29 protein-coding genes are annotated in these 20,597 nt (G+C 45.4%); all 29 read left to right on the top strand.

Going from position 1 to position 20,597, the window contains the following annotated elements:
• The first annotated feature begins 62 nt into the window (after positions 1 to 62).
• Positions 63 to 3,677, top strand: a complete 3,615-nt coding sequence (gene rpoC / locus FS628_RS29540; RefSeq protein ID WP_145326571.1) for a DNA-directed RNA polymerase subunit beta' — start codon at positions 63 to 65, stop codon at positions 3,675 to 3,677.
• Positions 3,678 to 3,884: 207 nt separating this feature from the next.
• Positions 3,885 to 4,133: a ribosomal L7Ae/L30e/S12e/Gadd45 family protein gene (locus tag FS628_RS29535; RefSeq protein WP_047841123.1), complete on the top strand. Its 249-nt coding sequence runs from the start codon at positions 3,885 to 3,887 to the stop codon at positions 4,131 to 4,133.
• 153 nt (positions 4,134 to 4,286) lie between these two features.
• On the top strand, positions 4,287 to 4,709 hold the full coding sequence (rpsL, locus tag FS628_RS29530; RefSeq protein WP_017692070.1) for a 30S ribosomal protein S12: 423 nt from the start codon (positions 4,287 to 4,289) through the stop codon (positions 4,707 to 4,709).
• A gap of 87 nt (positions 4,710 to 4,796) precedes the next feature.
• A complete protein-coding gene (gene rpsG / locus FS628_RS29525; RefSeq protein WP_018753997.1) occupies positions 4,797 to 5,267 on the top strand; it encodes a 30S ribosomal protein S7 in 471 nt (156 codons plus the stop codon).
• 48 nt (positions 5,268 to 5,315) lie between these two features.
• Positions 5,316 to 7,394, top strand: coding sequence for an elongation factor G (fusA, locus tag FS628_RS29520; protein WP_145326570.1), 2,079 nt, complete (start codon positions 5,316 to 5,318; stop codon positions 7,392 to 7,394).
• A 95-nt stretch (positions 7,395 to 7,489) separates the two neighbouring features.
• Positions 7,490 to 8,680: an elongation factor Tu gene (gene tuf / locus FS628_RS29515; protein ID WP_062836181.1), complete on the top strand. Its 1,191-nt coding sequence runs from the start codon at positions 7,490 to 7,492 to the stop codon at positions 8,678 to 8,680.
• Between the two features lie 437 nt (positions 8,681 to 9,117).
• Positions 9,118 to 9,426 carry a 30S ribosomal protein S10 gene (rpsJ, locus tag FS628_RS29510; protein WP_017692074.1) on the top strand — a complete coding sequence of 103 codons (309 nt, stop codon included), beginning with the start codon at positions 9,118 to 9,120 and terminating at the stop codon, positions 9,424 to 9,426.
• 46 nt (positions 9,427 to 9,472) lie between these two features.
• Positions 9,473 to 10,096, top strand: a complete 624-nt coding sequence (gene rplC, locus FS628_RS29505) for a 50S ribosomal protein L3 (RefSeq protein ID WP_024633587.1) — start codon at positions 9,473 to 9,475, stop codon at positions 10,094 to 10,096.
• Between the two features lie 25 nt (positions 10,097 to 10,121).
• A complete protein-coding gene (gene rplD, locus FS628_RS29500) occupies positions 10,122 to 10,745 on the top strand; it encodes a 50S ribosomal protein L4 (protein WP_017692076.1) in 624 nt (207 codons plus the stop codon).
• A complete protein-coding gene (gene rplW, locus FS628_RS29495; protein ID WP_017692077.1) occupies positions 10,745 to 11,035 on the top strand; it encodes a 50S ribosomal protein L23 in 291 nt (96 codons plus the stop codon). The genes rplD and rplW overlap by 1 nt, the downstream gene beginning before the upstream one ends.
• A gap of 30 nt (positions 11,036 to 11,065) precedes the next feature.
• Positions 11,066 to 11,896: a 50S ribosomal protein L2 gene (rplB, locus tag FS628_RS29490; protein ID WP_017692078.1), complete on the top strand. Its 831-nt coding sequence runs from the start codon at positions 11,066 to 11,068 to the stop codon at positions 11,894 to 11,896.
• A 71-nt stretch (positions 11,897 to 11,967) separates the two neighbouring features.
• Positions 11,968 to 12,246 carry a 30S ribosomal protein S19 gene (gene rpsS / locus FS628_RS29485; RefSeq protein WP_062836183.1) on the top strand — a complete coding sequence of 93 codons (279 nt, stop codon included), beginning with the start codon at positions 11,968 to 11,970 and terminating at the stop codon, positions 12,244 to 12,246.
• A gap of 36 nt (positions 12,247 to 12,282) precedes the next feature.
• Positions 12,283 to 12,615, top strand: a complete 333-nt coding sequence (gene rplV / locus FS628_RS29480; protein ID WP_024633583.1) for a 50S ribosomal protein L22 — start codon at positions 12,283 to 12,285, stop codon at positions 12,613 to 12,615.
• Positions 12,616 to 12,630: 15 nt separating this feature from the next.
• Positions 12,631 to 13,296 carry a 30S ribosomal protein S3 gene (gene rpsC / locus FS628_RS29475; RefSeq protein WP_145326569.1) on the top strand — a complete coding sequence of 222 codons (666 nt, stop codon included), beginning with the start codon at positions 12,631 to 12,633 and terminating at the stop codon, positions 13,294 to 13,296.
• 2 nt (positions 13,297 to 13,298) lie between these two features.
• Entirely contained in the window at positions 13,299 to 13,733 is a 435-nt protein-coding gene (gene rplP / locus FS628_RS29470) for a 50S ribosomal protein L16 (protein WP_017692082.1), read from the top strand.
• Positions 13,723 to 13,920 (top strand): 50S ribosomal protein L29, encoded by a 198-nt coding sequence (gene rpmC / locus FS628_RS29465; RefSeq protein ID WP_017692083.1) that lies wholly within the window; start codon positions 13,723 to 13,725, stop codon positions 13,918 to 13,920. The genes rplP and rpmC overlap by 11 nt, the downstream gene beginning before the upstream one ends.
• 48 nt (positions 13,921 to 13,968) lie before the next feature.
• Positions 13,969 to 14,235, top strand: coding sequence for a 30S ribosomal protein S17 (gene rpsQ, locus FS628_RS29460; protein WP_017692084.1), 267 nt, complete (start codon positions 13,969 to 13,971; stop codon positions 14,233 to 14,235).
• A gap of 34 nt (positions 14,236 to 14,269) precedes the next feature.
• Positions 14,270 to 14,638 (top strand): 50S ribosomal protein L14, encoded by a 369-nt coding sequence (rplN, locus tag FS628_RS29455; protein WP_017692085.1) that lies wholly within the window; start codon positions 14,270 to 14,272, stop codon positions 14,636 to 14,638.
• 39 nt (positions 14,639 to 14,677) lie between these two features.
• Positions 14,678 to 15,031, top strand: coding sequence for a 50S ribosomal protein L24 (gene rplX, locus FS628_RS29450; RefSeq protein ID WP_017692086.1), 354 nt, complete (start codon positions 14,678 to 14,680; stop codon positions 15,029 to 15,031).
• A gap of 32 nt (positions 15,032 to 15,063) precedes the next feature.
• Positions 15,064 to 15,606 carry a 50S ribosomal protein L5 gene (gene rplE, locus FS628_RS29445; protein ID WP_062836185.1) on the top strand — a complete coding sequence of 181 codons (543 nt, stop codon included), beginning with the start codon at positions 15,064 to 15,066 and terminating at the stop codon, positions 15,604 to 15,606.
• Between the two features lie 73 nt (positions 15,607 to 15,679).
• Positions 15,680 to 15,865: a type Z 30S ribosomal protein S14 gene (locus tag FS628_RS29440; RefSeq protein WP_013312154.1), complete on the top strand. Its 186-nt coding sequence runs from the start codon at positions 15,680 to 15,682 to the stop codon at positions 15,863 to 15,865.
• Positions 15,866 to 15,897: 32 nt separating this feature from the next.
• Positions 15,898 to 16,296, top strand: a complete 399-nt coding sequence (gene rpsH, locus FS628_RS29435) for a 30S ribosomal protein S8 (protein WP_017692088.1) — start codon at positions 15,898 to 15,900, stop codon at positions 16,294 to 16,296.
• Between the two features lie 30 nt (positions 16,297 to 16,326).
• Complete coding sequence (gene rplF, locus FS628_RS29430) at positions 16,327 to 16,869, top strand: 50S ribosomal protein L6 (protein ID WP_017692089.1); 543 nt, start codon at positions 16,327 to 16,329, stop codon at positions 16,867 to 16,869.
• A gap of 117 nt (positions 16,870 to 16,986) precedes the next feature.
• Entirely contained in the window at positions 16,987 to 17,355 is a 369-nt protein-coding gene (gene rplR, locus FS628_RS29425) for a 50S ribosomal protein L18 (RefSeq protein ID WP_017692090.1), read from the top strand.
• Positions 17,356 to 17,382: 27 nt separating this feature from the next.
• Positions 17,383 to 17,880, top strand: a complete 498-nt coding sequence (gene rpsE / locus FS628_RS29420; protein ID WP_017692091.1) for a 30S ribosomal protein S5 — start codon at positions 17,383 to 17,385, stop codon at positions 17,878 to 17,880.
• Positions 17,881 to 17,893: 13 nt separating this feature from the next.
• Entirely contained in the window at positions 17,894 to 18,079 is a 186-nt protein-coding gene (gene rpmD, locus FS628_RS29415; RefSeq protein ID WP_017692092.1) for a 50S ribosomal protein L30, read from the top strand.
• 43 nt (positions 18,080 to 18,122) lie between these two features.
• Positions 18,123 to 18,563 carry a 50S ribosomal protein L15 gene (gene rplO / locus FS628_RS29410; protein ID WP_062836188.1) on the top strand — a complete coding sequence of 147 codons (441 nt, stop codon included), beginning with the start codon at positions 18,123 to 18,125 and terminating at the stop codon, positions 18,561 to 18,563.
• A complete protein-coding gene (gene secY, locus FS628_RS29405) occupies positions 18,563 to 19,861 on the top strand; it encodes a preprotein translocase subunit SecY (protein ID WP_047841120.1) in 1,299 nt (432 codons plus the stop codon). Before rplO ends, secY begins: the two co-directional genes overlap by 1 nt.
• Positions 19,862 to 19,951: 90 nt before the next feature.
• Positions 19,952 to 20,596, top strand: coding sequence for an adenylate kinase (locus FS628_RS29400; protein WP_145326568.1), 645 nt, complete (start codon positions 19,952 to 19,954; stop codon positions 20,594 to 20,596).
• The last annotated feature ends 1 nt before the right edge of the window (position 20,597 follow it).

The raw sequence follows: 20,597 nt of genomic DNA, 5'->3' as shown, positions 1-20,597 counted from the left end.
TCCGGCTTCGGCCGGAGAGGGCGTAACCTAGAATACAGGAATTGGTTAAGGAGGGTTGCTCCTTGTTGGACGTCAACAATTTCGAATACATGAAGATCGGGCTTGCTTCCCCAGAGAAAATTCGTTCTTGGTCCCGCGGAGAAGTGAAAAAACCGGAAACGATCAACTATCGTACGTTGAAACCGGAAAAAGAAGGGCTGTTCTGCGAAAAGATTTTTGGCCCTACAAAAGACTGGGAATGTCATTGCGGTAAATACAAACGCGTCCGTTATAAAGGCGTTGTCTGTGATCGTTGTGGCGTTGAAGTAACACGTGCGAAAGTACGCCGCGAACGGATGGGCCATATTGAGCTCGCTGCTCCGGTATCGCATATCTGGTACTTCAAAGGTATTCCGAGCCGTATGGGTCTTGCGCTGGATATGTCTCCAAGATCACTCGAAGAGATTATTTATTTTGCATCATATGTTGTAACTGATCCAGGAGAAACTCCACTGGAGAAAAAACAGCTGTTGTCGGAGAAAGAATACCGCAGCTACCGTGAAAAATACGGCTATGGTTTCCAGGCTGGCATGGGCGCAGAAGCGGTTAAAAAATTGCTTCAAGACCTTGACATAGACAAAGAGCTCGAGTTCCTGAAAGAAGAGCTCCGGACTGCGCAAGGGCAACGTCGTAATCGTGCAATCAAACGTCTGGAAGTTATCGAAGCATTCCGCAACTCCGGCAACAAGCCAGAGTGGATGATTATGGATGTACTTCCTGTTATCCCGCCGGAACTTCGTCCAATGGTACAGCTGGATGGTGGACGTTTTGCAACGTCTGACCTGAATGACTTGTATCGCCGTGTAATTAACCGGAACAACCGTCTGAAACGTCTGCTTGATCTGGGCGCGCCAGATATTATCGTACAAAATGAAAAACGGATGTTGCAGGAAGCTGTTGACGCATTGATCGATAATGGTCGTCGCGGACGCCCGGTAACGGGTCCTGGTAACCGTCCTTTGAAATCCCTCAGCCACATGCTGAAAGGTAAACAAGGACGTTTCCGTCAGAACTTGCTCGGTAAACGGGTTGACTATTCTGGTCGTTCCGTTATCGTTGTCGGACCTTACCTGAAAATGTATCAGTGTGGTCTGCCAAAAGATATGGCACTGGAACTGTTCAAGCCTTTCGTTATGAAAGAGCTCGTTAATAAAGGCCTTGCCCACAACATCAAGAGCGCAAAACGTAAAGTTGAGCGTGTAAGTCCTGAAGTATGGGATGTTCTTGAAGAAGTAATCAAGGAGCATCCGGTTCTGTTGAACCGTGCCCCTACGCTTCACAGACTCGGTATTCAAGCATTTGAACCGATTCTCGTTGAAGGTAAAGCAATTCGTCTTCACCCACTCGTATGTACAGCATACAATGCCGACTTTGACGGTGACCAAATGGCCGTGCACGTTCCGTTGTCCGCTGAAGCTCAAGCGGAAGCACGTATCCTGATGCTCGCATCAGGTAACATTTTGAACCCTAAAGACGGTAAACCGGTTGTTACTCCTTCCCAGGATATGGTGCTTGGTTCTTATTACCTCACTATGGACAACAAGGAAGAAAAGGGCACAGGTATGATCTTGCGTACAGTTAACGAAGCTGTATCGGCATACCAACGTGGTACTGCTGGTCTGCATGCGCGTGTGGCTATTCCGGTTAAGGCGCTTGGTAAAACAAGCTTCACGGATGAACAGCAAGAAGGAATGTTGCTGACAACGATTGGTAAAATTATCTTTAACGAAATTTTCCCGGCAAGCTTCCCGTATATCAATGACGCGACTCGTGCGAACCTGTACCAAGGTACTGCAGATCACTCATTTGTATATGAAAAAGGTGCTGATCTCAGAGAAGCTATTATGAATGCTCCTCTGGCTGGCGGTGTCGGCAAAGAATATCTGGGCTCCATCATTGCACGTTGTTTTGAAATTTATCACACAACGGAAACAGCCGTTATTTTGGATAAAATCAAACAACTCGGATTCACATACTCTACTCGTGCCGGTATTACGGTTGCGGTATCTGATGTTATCGTTCCGCCTGAGAAGTTTGAAATTCTTAGACAGTCTGAGGAAAAGGCACAAATCGTTACGAACCAGTACCGTCGTGGTCTGATTACGAATGAAGAGCGCTATGACCGTATCATTGATATCTGGTCAAAATCCAAAGATGACATCACGGAGATTCTGATGAAATCCATGGATCGATACAACTCGATCATGATGATGGTAGACTCCAAAGCACGGGGTAACAAATCGCAAATTACCCAATTGGGCGGTATGCGTGGTCTGATGGCCAACCCATCCGGTCGTATTATCGAACTCCCAATCAAATCGAACTTCCGTGAAGGTCTGACGGTACTCGAGTACTTTATCTCCACTCACGGAGCGCGTAAAGGTTTGGCGGATACAGCCCTGCGTACAGCCGATTCAGGTTACCTGACTCGTCGTCTCGTAGACGTAGCCCAAGACGTAATTGTGCGTGATGATGATTGTGGTACAGATAAAGGCTTTACGGTAAGTCGTATCCAGGATGGTAAAGAGGTTATTGAAGATCTCTACGACCGTATTGAAGGCAGATATTGCTTCGAGACAGTTCGTCATCCGGAAACGAAAGAAATCATTGCAGGTCGCAATGAATTGATTGACTCCGATAAAGCAGAGGCGATCATCAAAGCGGGAATCACCAAATTGCAAATTCGCTCCGTACTCAGCTGCCGTGCAAGTCATGGTGTCTGCAAGAAGTGTTACGGTCGCAACCTTGCGACAGGTAAACACGTGGAGATCGGTGAAGCAGTTGGGATTATTGCAGCACAATCCATTGGTGAGCCAGGAACACAGCTTACAATGCGTACGTTCCATACCGGCGGTGTAGCCGGAGACGATATTACGCAAGGTTTGCCGCGTATCCAAGAGTTGTTTGAAGCTCGTAATCCTAAGGGTCAAGCAACAATCAGTGAGATTGATGGTGTAGTTAAAGAGATTCGCGAAGCGAAAGATCGTCGTGAAATTGAAATTCAAGGTGAAGCGGAATCTAAAGTATACTCCGTTACCTACGGTTCCCGTGTGCGCGTAAGCGAAGGCATGGAAATTGAAGCGGGTGACGAGTTGACAGACGGTTCCATCGATCCAAAAGAAATGCTGCGCATTAAAGGCGTACGTGGCGTACAAAACTACATTTTGCAGGAAGTACAGCGCGTATACCGTAACCAAGGCGTAGAAATCAATGATAAGCACGTAGAAGTTATGATCCGTCAAATGCTGCGTAAAATCCGCATCGTAGATGCAGGGGATACAACGTTGTTGCCAGGATCGTTCGTAGATACGCATGAGTACGAAAGAGCTAACAAAATTGCGATTCTTAGTGATAAAGAGCCAGCGGTTGCAAAACCAATCTTGCTCGGTATTACAAAAGCATCCCTGGAAACAGACTCCTTCCTCTCGGCGGCTTCGTTCCAAGAAACTACACGTGTACTGACAGATGCAGCGATCAAAGGTAAAGTCGATCAGTTGCTCGGTCTGAAGGAAAATGTAATCATCGGTAAATTGATTCCTGCTGGTACAGGTATGCACCGTTACCGCAGCATCAAATTTGCTGAGCCAGAAGATGGCCAATCTTCAGTAGAAGAACTCGAGCCAGTTTCGGTTGATTAAATAGATTTCTTCTCTACATGAGTAGAATGGAAGTTTTGTACGTCAGGAGGCGGACGCTTGTATAATACAGGCGGACGATTCCTGATGTACGAAAACTTTTGAAAAAATGTTTTAGGATTAGCATTGACATTGCTTGCGCTAGATGCTAATATATCAAAGGTGCGTGGGCAGCTGATTGTACATGGTTTATATTCGGAGGAATGCACAATGTCTAATGAAAAAGCCTTGCAAGATGCTCATGTCAAAATTGGTACCAAACAGACCATGCGGATGGTGCAGACAGGTATGGCTTCCGAAGTCTATGTCGCAGAAGATAGTGATCCGCAGCTCACTTCCAAAATCATTGCACTGTGTGAACAACACAATGTGAAATACACGAAAGTGGATACAATGAAAAATCTCGGCAAGGCTTGCGGGATTGGAGTGGGAGCAGCTATGGCTGCTGTCGTAAAATGATAGTGTAAGGAACGTTTTTGTCCGAGAACTTTTAGGGATTCTCCAAGGCAAAAACTTTTCATTTGTCTTTTTATGAACCGCCTGGGTCTGTGGACTTAGCGAAAAGAGGTTTATAAAGAAACATGAATATTTGAGGAAGGGGGTGGCAATCACATGCCAACTATTAACCAACTGGTTCGTAAAGGACGTCAAGCAAAAGTTGAGAAGTCAAAATCTCCAGCTTTGCAAAAAGGATTCAACGCTTTGAAACGTGAATCTACTAACATCAGTGCCCCACAAAAACGTGGTGTCTGCACTCGTGTAGGTACAATGACTCCACGTAAACCAAACTCTGCACTTCGTAAGTATGCCCGTGTTCGTTTGACGAACCGTCTCGAGGTAACTGCTTATATCCCGGGAATCGGACATAACCTTCAAGAGCACAGTGTGGTATTGATCCGCGGAGGTAAAGTTAAAGACCTTGCAGGAGTTCGTTATCACATCGTTCGTGGAGCTCTCGATACTGCAGGCGTGAACAACCGTATGCAAGCTCGTTCGAAATACGGTGCGAAGCGTCCAAAAGCTAAAAAAGCCTAAACCATTATAAGCAGTAAGCCTGAAAGCCTTCTGGCCTAAGTCTGGAAGGTACAGGATCTGCTGAACAAGAAAGAAAGGGGGATATCCATGCCACGCAAAGGTCCAGTTACGAAAAGAGACGTGTTGCCTGATCCGGTATACAACAGCAAGTTGGTTACTCGTTTGATCAATCGCATCATGCTCGACGGAAAACGCGGTGTTGCTCAAAGCATTCTGTATAATGCGTTCAAGTTGATTCAAGAACGTACGGGTAATGACCCGATGGAAGTATTTGAAGCAGCTATCAAGAATATCATGCCAGTCCTGGAAGTTAAAGCTCGCCGTGTCGGCGGTGCCAACTACCAAGTACCAATCGAGGTAAAACCAGAGAGACGTACTGCTCTGGGACTACGTTGGCTCGTGAACTACTCCCGCAACCGCGGTGAGAAAACAATGGAAGAGCGTTTGGCGGCTGAGATCATCGACGCTTCCAACAACACAGGCGCTTCCGTTAAAAAACGTGAAGATACGCACAAAATGGCTGAAGCGAACAAAGCGTTTGCTCACTACCGTTGGTAGGATTCAGTTCACAATAAAAAACTTCAATTTTGAAGGGAGACCCATTTCATGGCTAGAGAGTTCTCCTTGAAAAATACACGTAATATCGGGATCATGGCTCATATTGATGCGGGTAAAACCACGACAACTGAGCGGATCTTGTTCTACACAGGACGTACGCACAAAATCGGTGAAGTACACGAAGGCGCTGCGACAATGGACTGGATGGAACAGGAACAGGAGCGCGGAATTACGATTACTTCCGCTGCAACTACCGCTGCTTGGAAAGGCCACCGCGTTAATATTATTGATACCCCGGGACACGTTGACTTCACTGTTGAAGTTGAACGTTCCCTTCGTGTATTGGACGGAGCAGTTGGTGTATTCAGTGCGAAAGAAGGCGTTGAGCCTCAGTCCGAAACCGTATGGAGACAGGCTGACAAGTACGGCGTACCTCGTATCGCATATGTAAACAAAATGGATATCATCGGTGCTGACTTCCTGAACGTTGTATCTGACATGCGTGATCGCCTTCAAGCGAACGCTGTTGCGATTCAGCTTCCAATCGGCGCTGAAAATGATTTCAAAGGTATCATCGATATCGTTGCACAAAGAGCTCATATGTACAAAGATGATCTTGGACAAGATATCGAAGAAACCGACATTCCTGCAGAATTTGCAGATCAAGTTGAAGAACTTCGCAACGAGTTGATTGAGCGCGTTGCTGAACTGGACGAAGATTTGACAATGAAATACCTGGAAGGCGAAGAGATCACAATTGATGAGATCAAATCCGTACTCCGTAAAGGTGTTGTAGATGTTAAGATCTTCCCAGTTATCTGTGGATCCTCATACCGTAACAAAGGTGTTCAACTGATGTTGGACGCTGTTATCGACTACTTGCCAGCTCCAACAGATGTACCATCAATCACTGGTCATCTTGAAGATGGAACTGAAGCAATTCGTAAGTCCTCTGATGAAGAGCCATTCTCCGCATTGGCATTCAAAATCATGACTGACCCTTACGTTGGTAAATTGACATTCTTCCGCGTATACTCCGGTGTTCTTCAATCCGGTTCATATGTATTGAATGCTACTAAAAACAAACGTGAGCGTATCGGTCGTATCCTTCAAATGCATGCGAACAGCCGTCAAGAGATCACTGAAGTTTACTCCGGTGATATTGCAGCTGCCGTAGGTTTGAAAGATACGGGTACAGGTGATACACTATGTGATGAGAAAAATCCGGTTATCCTGGAGTCAATGAACTTCCCTGATCCGGTTATCGAAATCGCCGTTGAACCTAAAACCAAAGCTGACCAAGATAAAATGGGTGTTGCTCTCGGTAAGTTGACTGAAGAGGATCCAACTCTTCGAGCTCATACTGACGAAGAAACAGGTCAAACAATCTTGGCAGGTATGGGTGAGCTTCACCTTGATATCATCATCGACCGTATGCGTCGTGAGTTCAAGGTTGAAACTACTGTGGGTAAACCACAAGTAGCTTACCGTGAAACATTCCGTGCTCCAGCGCGCGTTGAAGGTAAGTTCGTACGTCAATCCGGTGGTCGTGGTCAATACGGTCACGTATGGGTTGAGTTCGAACCTCTCGAGCCGGGTACAGGCAGCCAGTTCGAAAGTAAGGTTGTCGGTGGTTCCGTTCCAAGAGAATACATTCAACCTGCACTGTCAGGGATTGAAGAGCAAATGAAAAACGGCGTTATTGCAGGATTCCCGCTTGTAGACGTTAAGGCTACAATCGTAGACGGATCTTACCATGATGTCGATTCCAATGAGATGGCATTTAAAATTGCCGGATCTATGGCGCTGAAAGCAGCAAAAGACAAGTGTAAACCAGTTCTGCTTGAGCCAATCATGAAAGTAGAAGTAACAGTTCCAGAAGAGTACATGGGTGACGTAATGGGTATGTTGAATTCCCGTCGTGGCCGCATCGAAGGTATGGATTCCCGTAGTGGAGCTCAAATCATCCGTGCTAAGGTACCTTTGTCTGAAATGTTTGGTTACTCTACAACTCTTCGTTCCGGTACTCAAGGACGCGGCGTATTCTCCATGGAACTCTCTCACTATGAAGAAGTTCCTAAGAGCATCGCTGAAGAAATCGTTGCTAAAACAAAAGGCACCGAGTAGTTTTCTCACACTGGATGCAAGTGCATAAGAATTTAATTCGGAGCACTTCATTCAGTGAAAACATAAAATTATAATTTTAAGGAGGCCACGTTCAAATGGCAAAGGCTAAATACGAACGTAATAAACCCCACGTTAACATCGGTACTATCGGTCACGTCGATCACGGTAAAACAACTCTGACTGCTGCAATCACAACTGTATTGTCCAAAACTTACGGTGGTGCTGCTGTAGCATTCGACCAAATCGACAAAGCTCCAGAAGAGCGCGAGCGCGGTATCACTATCTCCACAGCACACGTTGAGTACGAAACTGACACTCGTCACTACGCTCACGTAGACTGCCCAGGTCACGCCGACTATGTTAAAAACATGATCACTGGCGCGGCACAAATGGACGGAGCTATCTTGGTAGTATCCGCAGCTGACGGCCCAATGCCACAAACTCGTGAGCACATCTTGCTCTCCCGTCAAGTAGGCGTACCTTACATTGTTGTATTCTTGAACAAATGTGACATGGTTGAAGACGAAGAGTTGTTGGAATTGGTTGAGATGGAAGTTCGCGACCTTCTTAACGAATATGAGTTCCCAGGTGACGATACTCCAATCACTCGTGGATCCGCTCGTGAAGCATTGGCTAACCCTGATGGTGAGTGGGCTCAAAAAATCGTTGAGATGTTCAAAGAGATCGACACTTACATCCCACTGCCTGAGCGTCAAACTGACAAGCCTTTCTTGATGCCTGTCGAGGACGTATTCTCCATCACTGGTCGTGGTACTGTTGCTACTGGCCGTGTAGAGCGTGGTACTGTTAAAGTCGGCGAAGAGATCGAAATCGTTGGTATCACTGAAGAAACTAAAAAATCTGTTGTAACAGGCGTTGAGATGTTCCGCAAATTGCTGGATTCCGCTCAAGCTGGTGACAACATCGGAGCACTTCTTCGTGGTGTTGACCGTAACAACATCGAGCGTGGCCAAGTATTGGCTAAACCGGGTTCTGTTAAGCCACACACAGAATTCACAGCTCAAATCTACGTTCTGACTAAAGAAGAGGGCGGACGTCACAAACCATTCTTCACTGGTTACCGTCCACAGTTCTACTTCCGTACAACTGACGTAACAGGCATCATCAACTTGCCTGAAGGTACTGAAATGGTAATGCCTGGTGATAACATCACTGTTACTGTTTCCCTGATCTCCCCAATCGCGATTGAAGAAGGAACTAAGTTCTCCATTCGTGAAGGCGGACGTACAGTAGGTGCCGGTTCCGTAGCATCTATCCAAAAATAATTTGGCTTAACGCTGAATAAAGCATATGCAACAGTGTACTGGAACGAGTAACAGTGTATTGTAACGAAGCTTCGGAAGAGTTCTTTATCCGACATCGGATAAAGAACTCTTTTATTATGTGTAAAGTTTCGGAACCTGCGTCATGCGAAAGGAACATCATTTACGAGTTTAGAAGGATTGGCAAGGCAGCCTGGATATTGAAGAAAAACACTGCAGTAAACGAAGTCATTTCATCAGAAAAGATAAGTTTAAATGTTTTTCTTAAATATGCTTGCAATACGCCCATCTTTTCTATATAATAATGAATGTTGTTCTGTGACGTTGCGATGATGTGAGAGGTTACTGGCACACCCGGCCCCTTTGCCATGGGACAGTGGCTAGAAAATTTTCACGGAGTATGTCCGATAAAAAATTGGGCGATAGAAGGAGGGACTAAAATGGCAAAGCAAAAAATTCGTATTCGTTTGAAAGCTTACGACCACAGAATTCTTGATCAATCCGCGGAGAAAATTGTTGAAACAGCAAAACGTTCGGGTGCAGGTGTATCCGGTCCGATTCCGCTTCCTACTGAAAAACAAATCATTACTATTCTTCGTGCGGTGCACAAGTACAAGGATTCTCGGGAGCAATTCGAACAACGCACACATAAGCGTTTGATCGACATCGTTAACCCGACTCCACAAACTGTGGATGCCTTGATGCGCTTGGATCTACCGTCCGGTGTAGATATCGAAATTAAATTGTAATATAAGCTACAACAAAGACCATGTATAAAGGAAAAGAGGTGTCAACATGAAAGCAATCTTAGGAAAAAAACTCGGAATGACTCAAGTATTTACACCTGAGGGTAACGTTGTACCAGTAACGGTTATCGAAGCAGGCCCTTGTGTTGTTTTGCAAAAGAAAGATATTGAGAATGATGGCTACGAAGCAATTCAAATCGGTTACTCCGATAAGAAAGAGAAAAACGCTAACAAGCCAGAAGCAGGTCACGCTAAAAAAGCGAACACTGCCCCTAAGCGCTACGTTCGTGAAGTTCGCGGTATCAACATCGCAGAATATGAAGTTGGCCAAGAACTGAAAGCTGACATTTTCGCTGAAGGCGAATTCGTTGACGTAACGGGTATTTCTAAAGGTAAAGGTTTTGCCGGCGTTATCAAACGTTGGGGACAAAGCACTGGACCTATGTCACACGGTTCGCGTTACCACCGTGGCCCAGGTTCAATGGGTTCGATCCAAGCTAACCGCGTTCCTAAAGGCAAACGCCTGCCAGGACACATGGGACATGATACTGTTACAATCCAACGTCTTGAAGTAGTTAAAGTAGACGCTGAGCGTAACGTGTTGCTCGTGAAAGGATCCATTCCTGGACCGAAAAACAGTCTCATTAAAGTTAAAGAAACGGTGAAAAAATAACCACTGAAGAAAGGAGGAACACAAAATGCCAAAAGTATCAGTTTACAATGTAGATGGTAGCCAAGTAGGCGAAGTTGAATTGAACGATGCGGTTTTCGGAATTGAACCGAACCAACACGTTCTGTACGATGCAGTTCTTATGCAACGCGCTTCCCTTCGTCAAGGTACCCACAAAGTAAAAGGACGTTCTGAAGTACGTGGCGGTGGACGTAAGCCTTGGAAACAAAAAGGTACAGGTCGCGCTCGTCAAGGTTCAATTCGTTCACCACAATGGAAAGGCGGCGGTATCGTATTTGGTCCAACACCACGGAGCTATGCGTATAAACTGCCTAAGAAAGTTCGCCGCTTGGCGATCAAATCAGCCCTTTCATCCAAAGTGCTTGACAATGACATTATCGTTTTGGACGCTCTCACGTTGAGCACACCTAAAACTAAAGAATTCGCAGCCATCTTGAGTAACCTCAAAGTGGGACGTAAAGCTTTGATCGTAGCTCCTAGCTATGATGATAATGTAGCTCTTTCCGCACGGAATATTCCAGGCGTGAAATTCGTAGCTGCTGACGGCATTAATGTTCTTGACGTGCTTTCGCACGACAAATTGATCATTACGAAAGAAGCAGTTCAGAAGGTAGAGGAGGTGCTCGCGTAATGAAGGATCCTCGTGATATTGTAAAACGTCCGATTATTACGGAACGTACTGCTGACATGATGAACGACTTGAAATATGTATTTGAAGTCGATATCCGTGCAAACAAAACCGAGATCAAAAAGGCAGTAGAAGCTATTTTCAATGTAAAAGTGAAAAACGTGAACACGCTTCGTGTTCCAGCTAAGCCAAAACGGTACGGACGTTATTCCGGATATACTAGCGAATGGAAAAAAGCGTTTGTAACGCTGACAAAAGACAGCAAAACGCTTGAGTTCTTTGAAACTGTATAATTGAATTTTTGAAGTAAGGAGGGAAACCCAGTGCCAATCAAAAAGTATAAACCAACATCCCCGGCAAGACGGAACATGTCCGTTTCTACATTTGAGGAAATCACCACAAATCAGCCGGAGAAATCGTTGTTGGCCCCACTGAGCAAACAAGCAGGCCGCAACAACCAAGGTAAAATTACAGTTCGTCACCATGGTGGTGGACACAAACGTAAATACCGTATCATCGACTTCAAACGTACTAAAGATGGAATACCGGGCCGCGTTGCTACGATTGAGTATGACCCGAACCGTACATCTAACATCGCTCTGATTCACTATGCTGATGGTGAGAAACGTTATATCATCGCTCCTAAAGGTTTGAAAGTTGGAGATCAAGTATTCTCCGGACCTGAATCAGACATCAAAATCGGTAACGCACTGCCACTCGAAAACATTCCAGTAGGTACCGTTATCCACAACATCGAGTTGAAACCAGGTAAAGGCGGACAATTGGTTCGTGCTGCTGGTACAGAAGCTCAATTGCTTGGTAAAGAAGAAAAATACGTTTCCGTTCGTCTCTCTTCCGGAGAAGTTCGTCGTATTTTGAAAGTTTGCCGCGCGACAATCGGATCTGTTGGTAACCAAGACCACGAGCTCATCAAAATCGGTAAAGCCGGTCGTAGCCGTTGGTTGGGTAAACGTCCAGAGGTTCGTGGTGTAGTAATGAACCCTAACGATCACCCACACGGTGGTGGTGAAGGTCGTGCTCCAATCGGACGTAAATCGCCAATGTCACCATGGGGTAAACCTACTCTTGGTTACAAAACGCGTAAGAAAAATAAAGCTTCTGATAAATACATCATTCGCCGCCGCACGAAGTAATACACACTGTGCATAACTTCGTGAGGCATCTGCGGATGCATAATAGCTACGTTTGAAGGGAGGATCTCCACATGGGTCGCAGTTTGAAAAAAGGGCCATTCATTGATGGCTACATGCTCAAAAAGGTAGAAGAGATGGAAGCTTCAGGTAAGAAGAACGTAATCAAAACCTGGTCCCGTCGTTCTACAATTTTCCCGCAATTCATCGGACACACATTTGGCGTTTACGATGGTCGTAAACACGTGCCAGTGTATGTAACTGAGGACATGGTCGGACACAAACTGGGTGAGTTTGCTCCAACCCGTACGTACAAAGGCCATACTGATGATGATAAGAAAACAAGAAGATAAATGAACATCTTTTAATGTTTGAGAGGAGGTTACACAATGGAAGCAAAAGCACATGCTAAGTTTATCCGGATTGCTCCTCGTAAAGTTCAACTCGTTGTTGACTTGATTCGCGGCAAGCAAGTAGGTGAGGCGGTTGCCATTCTCCGTCACACTCCGAAATCCGCTTCTCCTATCGTTGAGAAGTTGCTTAACTCCGCTATTGCGAATGCGGAACATAACTATTCTTTGGATGTTAATAACTTGGTTATCTCGCAAGCTTACGTGAACCAAGGACCGACAATGAAACGTTTCCGCCCTCGTGCAATGGGACGTGCAAGTCGTATTAACAAACGTACTAGCCACATTACTTTGGTGGTATCTGAGAAGTAGAAGGAGGGGAAATGTGTGGGCCAAAAGGTAAATCCAGTCGGACTCCGTGTCGGAATTATCCGTGACTGGGAATCTAAGTGGTATGCAGGCAAAGACTTCGGTGATCTTTTGATGGAAGACGTGAGAATTCGTGAATTCCTGAAAAATAAATTGAAAGACTCCGCTTTATCTCGTGTAGAAATTGAGAGAGCGGCTAACCGCGTAAACGTAACGATTCACACTGCTAAACCAGGTATGGTTATTGGTAAGGGTGGTTCGGAAGTTGAAAATCTTCGTAACCAAATTACGAAAATTGCTGGCGGTAAAAAAGTACACATCAACATTTCTGAAATTAAAAACCAAGACCTGGACGCTATTCTTGTAGCTGAAAGCATTGCACAACAATTGGAACGTCGCGTTTCTTTCCGTCGTGCTCTGAAACAAGCAATTCAAAGAACTATGCGCTCTGGTGCTAAAGGTATCAAAACTCAAGTAGGCGGACGTCTTGGCGGTGCTGAGATCGCACGTTCTGAAGGCTACAGCGAAGGAACTGTTCCACTGCACACACTGCGTGCTGACATTGACTATGGTACAGCAGAGGCTCATACTACTTACGGACGTATCGGCGTAAAAGTATGGATCTATCGTGGAGAGGTTCTTCCTACGGCTAAGAAACAAGCTGCTAAGGAAGGAGGCAACTAATCATGTTGGTACCAAAACGCGTAAAACACCGTAAGCAACAACGTGGACATATGAAAGGCCAAGCTAAAGGCGGAACGACTCTGAACTTTGGCGAATACGGTCTGCAAGCTACGGAACCGGCTTGGATTACGAACCGTCAGATCGAAGCGGCTCGTATTGCGATGACTCGTTACATCAAACGTGGTGGTAAAGTTTGGATCAAAATCTTCCCAGACAAACCAATCACTCAAAAGCCTCTCGAGGTTCGGATGGGTAGCGGTAAAGGTAACGTAGAAAAATGGGTTGCAGTAGTGAAACCAGGTAAGATCATGTTTGAACTTGCTGGTGTACCGGAGGAAATTGCACGCGAAGCAATGCGTCTTGCCGCTCACAAACTGCCAATCAAAACGAAGTTCGTGAAACGTGAAGAATTGGGTGGTGAAGCAAATGAAAGCTAGTGAATTTCGCAACCTAACCTCTGCTGAAATCGAGCAAAAGATTGCCGGATTTAAAGAAGAACTCTTTAACCTCCGCTTTCAATTAGCTACCGGTCAGCTGGATAACCCGACTCGCATCCGTGATGTGCGGAAAGAAATAGCTCGTGCTAAAACCATTATCCGTGAGAGAGAATTGGGAATCGGTTAATTAGGGATAGGATGTACAATCCGTCCGTAATCAGGAAGGAGGCCAACAATGAGCGAAGAACGTAACGCACGTAAAGTGCAAACTGGTAAAGTGGTCAGCGATAAAATGGACAAAACAATTGTTGTTGCTGTAGAAACTTACAAAAAACACAACTTGTACCATAAACGCATTAAGGTTACTAAAAAATTCAAAGCACATGACGAAGAAAACACTGCGAAAATCGGTGACACGGTGAAAATCATGGAGACTCGTCCGCTTTCGAAAGATAAACGCTGGAGACTTACTGAAATCGTAGAAAAAGCGGTTATCATCTAATGCTCAGCAGCACTGCTGAAAGGAGGAATACTAAATGATTCAACCATTTACACGTTTGACTGTGGCTGACAACTCCGGTGCGAAGGAACTGATGTGTATCCGCGTACTCGGCGGTACGGGACGTCGTACAGCTCAAATCGGTGATCTGATCGTTTGTTCTGTTAAACAAGCAACACCAGGCGGCGTTGTCAAAAAAGGTGATGTAGTTAGAGCGGTTGTCGTTCGTACGAAACGTTCTGTACGTCGTAAAGACGGTTCCTACATCGGTTTTGATGAAAATGCAGCGGTTGTTGTAAAAGACGACAGAAGCCCACGTGGAACACGTATTTTCGGACCAGTTGCTCGCGAACTTCGCGATAAAGACTTCATGAAAATCGTTTCCTTGGCTCCAGAAGTTATCTAAAGCTTAATCTCGTGATGTTAGAAACAGGAGGTGTACGAAATGCCAAGAGTGAAAAAAGTTCTGGAATCCCATAACAACAAACTTCACGTTAAAAAGGAAGATACGGTTATGGTGATCAGCGGTAAAGACAAAGGTAAAAAAGGCCGTGTCATCGCTGCTTATCCTCGTGAGAACCGCGTCCTTGTGGAAGGTGTTAACATGGTGAAAAAACACCAGAAGCCTAACCAGCAAAACCCGCAAGGCGGCATTATCGAGAAGGAAGCTCCGATTCACGTTTCCAACGTAATGCACATCGATCCGAAGAGCGGAAAAGTAACCCGTGTAGGTTACAAAGTTTTGGATAACGGAAAGAAAGTGCGCGTTGCTAAACGTTCCGGAGAAATTATCGACTAATTGAACCGAATGAGAAAGGAGGGCTATGATTCATGGCATCAAGAATGAAAGAACGTTACCTGCAAGAAATCGCTCCTGCTTTGATGCAGAAGTTTAACTATACAACGGTAATGCAAGTGCCGAAAATCGAGAAAATCGTTATCAACATGGGTGTGGGCGACGCTGTCCAAAACTCCAAAGTGTTGGATTCCGCAGTAAGCGATTTGCAACTGATCGCAGGTCAAAAACCTGTAATCACTCGTGCTAAAAAATCTATCGCAGGATTCAAACTGCGTGAGAATATGCCTATCGGTGTTAAAGTAACATTGCGCGGCGAGCGTATGTACTTCTTCCTCGATAAACTGTTCAACGTTACGCTTCCTCGTGTCCGCGACTTCCGCGGTGTATCGAGCAAAGCTTTCGACGGACGTGGTAACTACACACTGGGTCTGAAAGAACAATTGATCTTCCCAGAGATCGAGTATGATAAAGTTGATAAAGTCCGCGGTATGGATATTGTCATCGTAACAACGGCGAAAACAGACGAAGAGTCCCGCGAATTGCTCACGCAAATGGGAATGCCTTTCGTTAAGTAATGTTGGCATAACGTTTCCGGGTGTCTGGAAAGACTCCCTTTTCTCCGAAATTATTTAGGAGGTGTCAGGCTAAGTGGCAAAAACTTCGATGAAAGTTAAACAACAACGTACACCTAAGTTTAAAGTACGTGCATATACACGCTGTGAGCGTTGCGGACGTCCACATTCGGTCCTGCAAAAGTTCAAAATTTGCAGAATTTGTTTCCGTGAATTAGCTTATAAAGGCCAGATCCCTGGCGTGAAAAAAGCAAGCTGGTAAAAAGTCCTGAACGGGAAGGAGGTTAACTCACAATGACTATGTCTGATCCAATTGCAGATATGCTTACTCGTATTCGTAACGCGAACACTGTTCGTCACGAAACGGTAGAAATGCCTGCTTCGACAATGAAAAAACAAATCGCCGATATCCTGAAGCGTGAAGGTTTCATCCGTGACGCTGAAGTTATCGATGATAACAAACAAGGGATTATCCGTGTTTTCCTGAAATACGGTCAAAATAACGAGCGCGTTATCACTGGTCTGAAAAGAATCAGTAAACCTGGTCTTCGTGTTTACACGAAAAGCAACGAAGTACCTCGTGTACTTGGTGGCCTGGGAATCGCGATTATCTCGACATCTAAAGGTATCATGACGGACAAAGAAGCTCGTCAATCGAAATCCGGCGGAGAAGTCGTTTGCTACGTTTGGTAATATAACGTCACAAGATAGGAGGTGCAACATATGTCTCGTATTGGTCGCAAACCAATCACAGTACCAAGTGGTGTAGACATCACCCTGGACAACACCGTTATTACGGTAAAAGGACCAAAAGGAACTTTGACTCGTGAGCTTCATAAAGACATGAAGGTTACAGTTGAAAATAACGAAATCACAGTTGTGCGTCCTTCCGATAACAAAACTCATCGTTCTTTGCACGGCACAACGCGTAGCGTTGTAAACAATATGGTGAGCGGCGTTACTGAAGGATTCGCAAAATCTCTGGAATTGGTTGGGGTCGGATATCGTGCAAGCAAATCCGGAGATAAAATCGTTCTGAACGTTGGCTACTCTCACCCGGTTGAAATTACACCGGAAGCGGGAATCGAATTCGAAGTACCTTCGAATACGAAAATCATCGTTCGCGGAATCGATAAAGAGCGTGTAGGTGCTTACGCTGCCAAAATCCGTTCCGTTCGTGAACCTGAGCCGTACAAAGGTAAAGGTATTAAATATGAAGGCGAGCGTATCATCCGTAAGGAAGGTAAAGCCGGTAAGAAGAAATAAGATTTCTCTTACCGCCTTTGCGCGGCTTTCGGCTTGCTTGCTTCGTGTGTTTCTAATATACCCCGTGGCTTCTGCTTTGAAGCCAGCGAGGTAACCTGAAAGGAGTGAATCTTTGAGATGATTACGAAACCAGATAAAAACAAGGCTCGTCTGAAAAGACACCTTCGTGTTCGTAAGAAAATCCAAGGAACGGCAGCACGTCCTCGTTTGAACGTATTCCGTTCTGGTAAACATATGTACGCTCAAATTATCGATGATGTTGCTGGTGTAACAATCGCTTCCGCGTCTACCGTAGACAAAGAATTGAGCACTGACATCAAAAATGGCGCATCTGTTGAATCAGCTCGTAAAGTCGGCGAACTCGTTGCTAAACGTGCGAAAGACAAAGGTGTTTCCAACATCGTATTTGACCGTAGCGGATATCTGTACCATGGTCGTATCGCAGCTTTGGCTGAAGCGGCTCGTGAAGCAGGACTTGAGTTTTAAGATATTTTTCAAAAGGAGGTTAACGACTTGCGTGTAGATCCGAATACTTTGGAACTGACTGAAAGAGTTGTAAATATTAATCGCGTAGCTAAAGTAGTAAAAGGCGGACGCCGTTTCAGCTTTAGCGCACTGGTTGTAGTCGGCGACGGCAACGGCTGGGTTGGAGCTGGTATCGGTAAAGCGGGCGAAGTACCTGATGCAATTCGCAAAGGTATTGAAGACGCTAAGAAAAACCTTGTACACGTTCCACTCGTAGGAACATCGATTCCTCACTTGGTAACAGGTAAGTTCGGCGCAGGACGCGTGCTGTTGAAACCAGCATCTGAAGGTACTGGTGTTATCGCTGGTGGTCCTGTACGTGCGGTTCTCGAACTTGCTGGTGTAGGTGACATTTTGACAAAATCTCTGGGTTCTTCGAATTCCATGAACATGGTCAATGCGACTTTGGAAGGTTTGTCCCGTTTGAAGCGTGCTGAAGACGTGGCTAAACTGCGCGGAAAATCCGTCGAAGAGCTTCTGGGTTAAGGAGGGAATTCTCATGGCGAAATTAGAAATTACCCTCGTCCGCAGCTTGATCGGACGTCCGGAGACGCAAAGAACAACTGTGAAAACATTGGGTTTGCGCAAAATCAATAGCAAAGTGGTTCAAAACGATAATCCTGCCATTCGTGGTATGATTAACAAAGTAAGCCACTTGGTTGCTGTTAAAGAAGTAGAAGCTTAATAACGGGTTAATCCCACAAATCTTTAAGGAGGTGCAACGAACGATGAAGTTACATGAGCTTTCACCATCTCCTGGATCCCGCAAAGAACGTAAACGTCTTGGTCGCGGTCCAAGTAGTGGTACAGGTAAAACATCAGGTCGCGGTCACAAAGGACAAAACGCTCGTTCTGGCGGTGGAGTACGTCCAGGCTTCGAAGGTGGACAAAATCCATTGTATCGTCGCTTGCCAAAACGTGGTTTTGTAAACCCAACTCGCAAAGAATATGCAGTTGTGAATACTGAAGACCTGAACAGTTTTGCTGCGGGTACTGAAGTAACTCCAGAATTCTTGATGACGAACGGCGTAGTTAAAAACGCTAAATCCGGAATCAAAATCCTGGGTAACGGTGATGTCACTGTGAAGCTGACTGTTAAAGCTAACAAGTTTTCTCAATCTGCTATTGAGAAAATTGAAGCTGCCGGCGGTACAACTGAGGTGATTTAATGTTCAAGACCCTAAAGAATATCTGGCGGGTTGAAGATCTGCGCAAAAGGGTATTATTTACCCTTTTTGTACTGATCATTTACCGCATCGGCTCCTTTGTTCCCGTACCGGGAGTTAACAAAGATGTGTTCGAAGCGACAAATTCTGCGGGTAAAGAAGTTTTTGGACTTCTCAATACGTTCTCGGGTGGAGCGCTCTTCCAGTTCTCGATATTTGCGCTCGGGATCGTGCCTTACATCACTGCGTCTATCATAGTACAGTTGCTTTCCATGGACGTTATTCCTAAATTAGCGGAGTGGGCAAAGCAAGGTGAACAAGGTAAGAAGAAATCTGCACAGTTGACCCGTTACTTAACCATCGGGCTGGCATTGATTCAAGCGTTTGGTACGTCGATCGGATTCAACCGCTTGTACAATACAGAGATGGTGCCTAACGCTACATTTGCAGATTATATCTTGATTGCGATTGTACTTACGGCCGGTACTTCATTCCTGATGTGGCTTGGTGAGCAGATCACCGAGAAGGGCATAGGAAACGGGATTTCGATCTTGATCTTTGCGGGTATCCTATCAACGGTGCCTAATATTATCAAACAAACGATCGAATCTGACTTCATTCAACCTGACCAACTGTTTATGAATATTCTTAAAGGTGTAATCATCGCAATTGTTATTGTGTTGATCATCATAGGAGTCATTTACATTCAGCAGGCGATTCGGAAAATTCCGGTACAGTACGCTAAACGTGTCGTAGGTAACAAAATGTACGGTGGACAGAATACACATATCCCGCTGAAAATTAATGCAGCAGGTGTTATCCCTGTCATCTTCGCTTCATCGCTGTTGATGTTCCCAACGATCATCGCCAACTTCTGGGCAGATCGCCTTTGGGCACAGTGGATCGGACAAAACCTGACTACACACAAACCTCTGGGTATGTTGCTGTATGTCGTGATGATCTTCGGTTTCACATTCTTCTATACTTTCGTACAGATGAATCCACAGCAGATGGCTGATAATATGAAAAAGAACGGCGGTTACATCCCAGGCATTCGCCCGGGTAAAGCAACCGAGAAATATCTGACCCGTGTCATGACTCGTTTGACAATGGCCGGAGCCATCTTCTTGGCAGTCATTTCCGTTCTGCCTGTATTCTTAGGGGCACTTTCTGGTTTGCCTCAATCTGCGCAAATTGGAGGAACATCCCTCCTGATCGTTATCGGTGTTGCGCTGGATACGATGAAGCAAATCGAAAGCCAATTGATCAAACGCCACTACAAAGGTTTTATCAATAAATAGGCAATAGGTACCGGTCAAGCTAAGATTTACTTGCCGGCACCTATTGTGCTGTTTGTTGATGTAGGGTAGTCTTGGAGGGAGTGACATAACGTGAACATCCTATTCATGGGCCCTCCGGGGGCAGGAAAAGGAACACAAGCAGACGTCATCGTGAAAGAGTTCGGTATTCCCCATATTTCAACAGGCGATGCATTTCGTCTCGCGATCAAACAGGGAACTCCCATTGGCCTGAAAGCCAAGGAATATATGGATCAAGGATTGCTTGTACCAGATGATGTGACCATTGGCATCGTTGAAGAACGTTTGCAGCAGCCTGACTGCAGAGAAGGTTTCCTCTTGGATGGATTTCCAAGAACCCTGTCGCAAGCAGAAGCGCTCGATGGCATTCTGGATCGATTGAACTCAGGTCTCGATCATGTAATCAACCTGAAAGTGGATCGCAACAAATTGCTCGCTCGTCTGACGGGTCGTCGAATTTGTAAGAACTGTGGTTCCACTTATCATGTGGTGTTCAATCCGCCTAAGCAGGAAGGTATTTGTGATAAATGCGCTGGTGAGTTGTATCAACGCTCTGATGATAATGAAGAGAGTGTAGGTACCCGACTGGACGAGTATATCAACAAAACAGCACCACTCCTCACGTTCTATGAGACTAAAGGTCTTCTTCGTCAAATGAACGGAGAACAGGATATCGATCAAGTTTCTAAAGAAATCGTGTCCTTACTGAGAGGTTAAT

It is taken from the genome of Paenibacillus xylanexedens, from assembly GCF_007676705.1.
Taxonomy (GTDB): domain Bacteria; phylum Bacillota; class Bacilli; order Paenibacillales; family Paenibacillaceae; genus Paenibacillus; species Paenibacillus xylanexedens_C.
Note: the sequence above shows the minus strand (reverse complement) of the source record. Positions and strands in the feature narration are given on the sequence as shown.

What these genes read in the sequence shown, in the direction of transcription:
- rplV (WP_024633583.1), top strand. Translation starts at nt 12,283, where the DNA reads ATGGAAGCAAAAGCACATGCTAAGTTTATCCGGATTGCTCCTCGTAAA.
- rplD (WP_017692076.1), top strand. Translation starts at nt 10,122, where the DNA reads ATGCCAAAAGTATCAGTTTACAATGTAGATGGTAGCCAAGTAGGCGAA.
- rpsG (WP_018753997.1), top strand. Translation starts at nt 4,797, where the DNA reads ATGCCACGCAAAGGTCCAGTTACGAAAAGAGACGTGTTGCCTGATCCG.
- rplP (WP_017692082.1), top strand. Translation starts at nt 13,299, where the DNA reads ATGTTGGTACCAAAACGCGTAAAACACCGTAAGCAACAACGTGGACAT.
- fusA (WP_145326570.1), top strand. Translation starts at nt 5,316, where the DNA reads ATGGCTAGAGAGTTCTCCTTGAAAAATACACGTAATATCGGGATCATG.
- rplF (WP_017692089.1), top strand. Translation starts at nt 16,327, where the DNA reads ATGTCTCGTATTGGTCGCAAACCAATCACAGTACCAAGTGGTGTAGAC.
- rplC (WP_024633587.1), top strand. Translation starts at nt 9,473, where the DNA reads ATGAAAGCAATCTTAGGAAAAAAACTCGGAATGACTCAAGTATTTACA.
- rpmD (WP_017692092.1), top strand. Translation starts at nt 17,894, where the DNA reads ATGGCGAAATTAGAAATTACCCTCGTCCGCAGCTTGATCGGACGTCCG.
- rplO (WP_062836188.1), top strand. Translation starts at nt 18,123, where the DNA reads ATGAAGTTACATGAGCTTTCACCATCTCCTGGATCCCGCAAAGAACGT.
- tuf (WP_062836181.1), top strand. Translation starts at nt 7,490, where the DNA reads ATGGCAAAGGCTAAATACGAACGTAATAAACCCCACGTTAACATCGGT.
- rpsJ (WP_017692074.1), top strand. Translation starts at nt 9,118, where the DNA reads ATGGCAAAGCAAAAAATTCGTATTCGTTTGAAAGCTTACGACCACAGA.
- rpmC (WP_017692083.1), top strand. Translation starts at nt 13,723, where the DNA reads ATGAAAGCTAGTGAATTTCGCAACCTAACCTCTGCTGAAATCGAGCAA.
- rpsS (WP_062836183.1), top strand. Translation starts at nt 11,968, where the DNA reads ATGGGTCGCAGTTTGAAAAAAGGGCCATTCATTGATGGCTACATGCTC.
- rplE (WP_062836185.1), top strand. Translation starts at nt 15,064, where the DNA reads ATGGCATCAAGAATGAAAGAACGTTACCTGCAAGAAATCGCTCCTGCT.
- FS628_RS29535 (WP_047841123.1), top strand. Translation starts at nt 3,885, where the DNA reads ATGTCTAATGAAAAAGCCTTGCAAGATGCTCATGTCAAAATTGGTACC.
- rplW (WP_017692077.1), top strand. Translation starts at nt 10,745, where the DNA reads ATGAAGGATCCTCGTGATATTGTAAAACGTCCGATTATTACGGAACGT.
- rplX (WP_017692086.1), top strand. Translation starts at nt 14,678, where the DNA reads ATGCCAAGAGTGAAAAAAGTTCTGGAATCCCATAACAACAAACTTCAC.
- secY (WP_047841120.1), top strand. Translation starts at nt 18,563, where the DNA reads ATGTTCAAGACCCTAAAGAATATCTGGCGGGTTGAAGATCTGCGCAAA.
- rpsL (WP_017692070.1), top strand. Translation starts at nt 4,287, where the DNA reads ATGCCAACTATTAACCAACTGGTTCGTAAAGGACGTCAAGCAAAAGTT.
- rpsQ (WP_017692084.1), top strand. Translation starts at nt 13,969, where the DNA reads ATGAGCGAAGAACGTAACGCACGTAAAGTGCAAACTGGTAAAGTGGTC.
- rplN (WP_017692085.1), top strand. Translation starts at nt 14,270, where the DNA reads ATGATTCAACCATTTACACGTTTGACTGTGGCTGACAACTCCGGTGCG.
- rplR (WP_017692090.1), top strand. Translation starts at nt 16,987, where the DNA reads ATGATTACGAAACCAGATAAAAACAAGGCTCGTCTGAAAAGACACCTT.
- rpsH (WP_017692088.1), top strand. Translation starts at nt 15,898, where the DNA reads ATGACTATGTCTGATCCAATTGCAGATATGCTTACTCGTATTCGTAAC.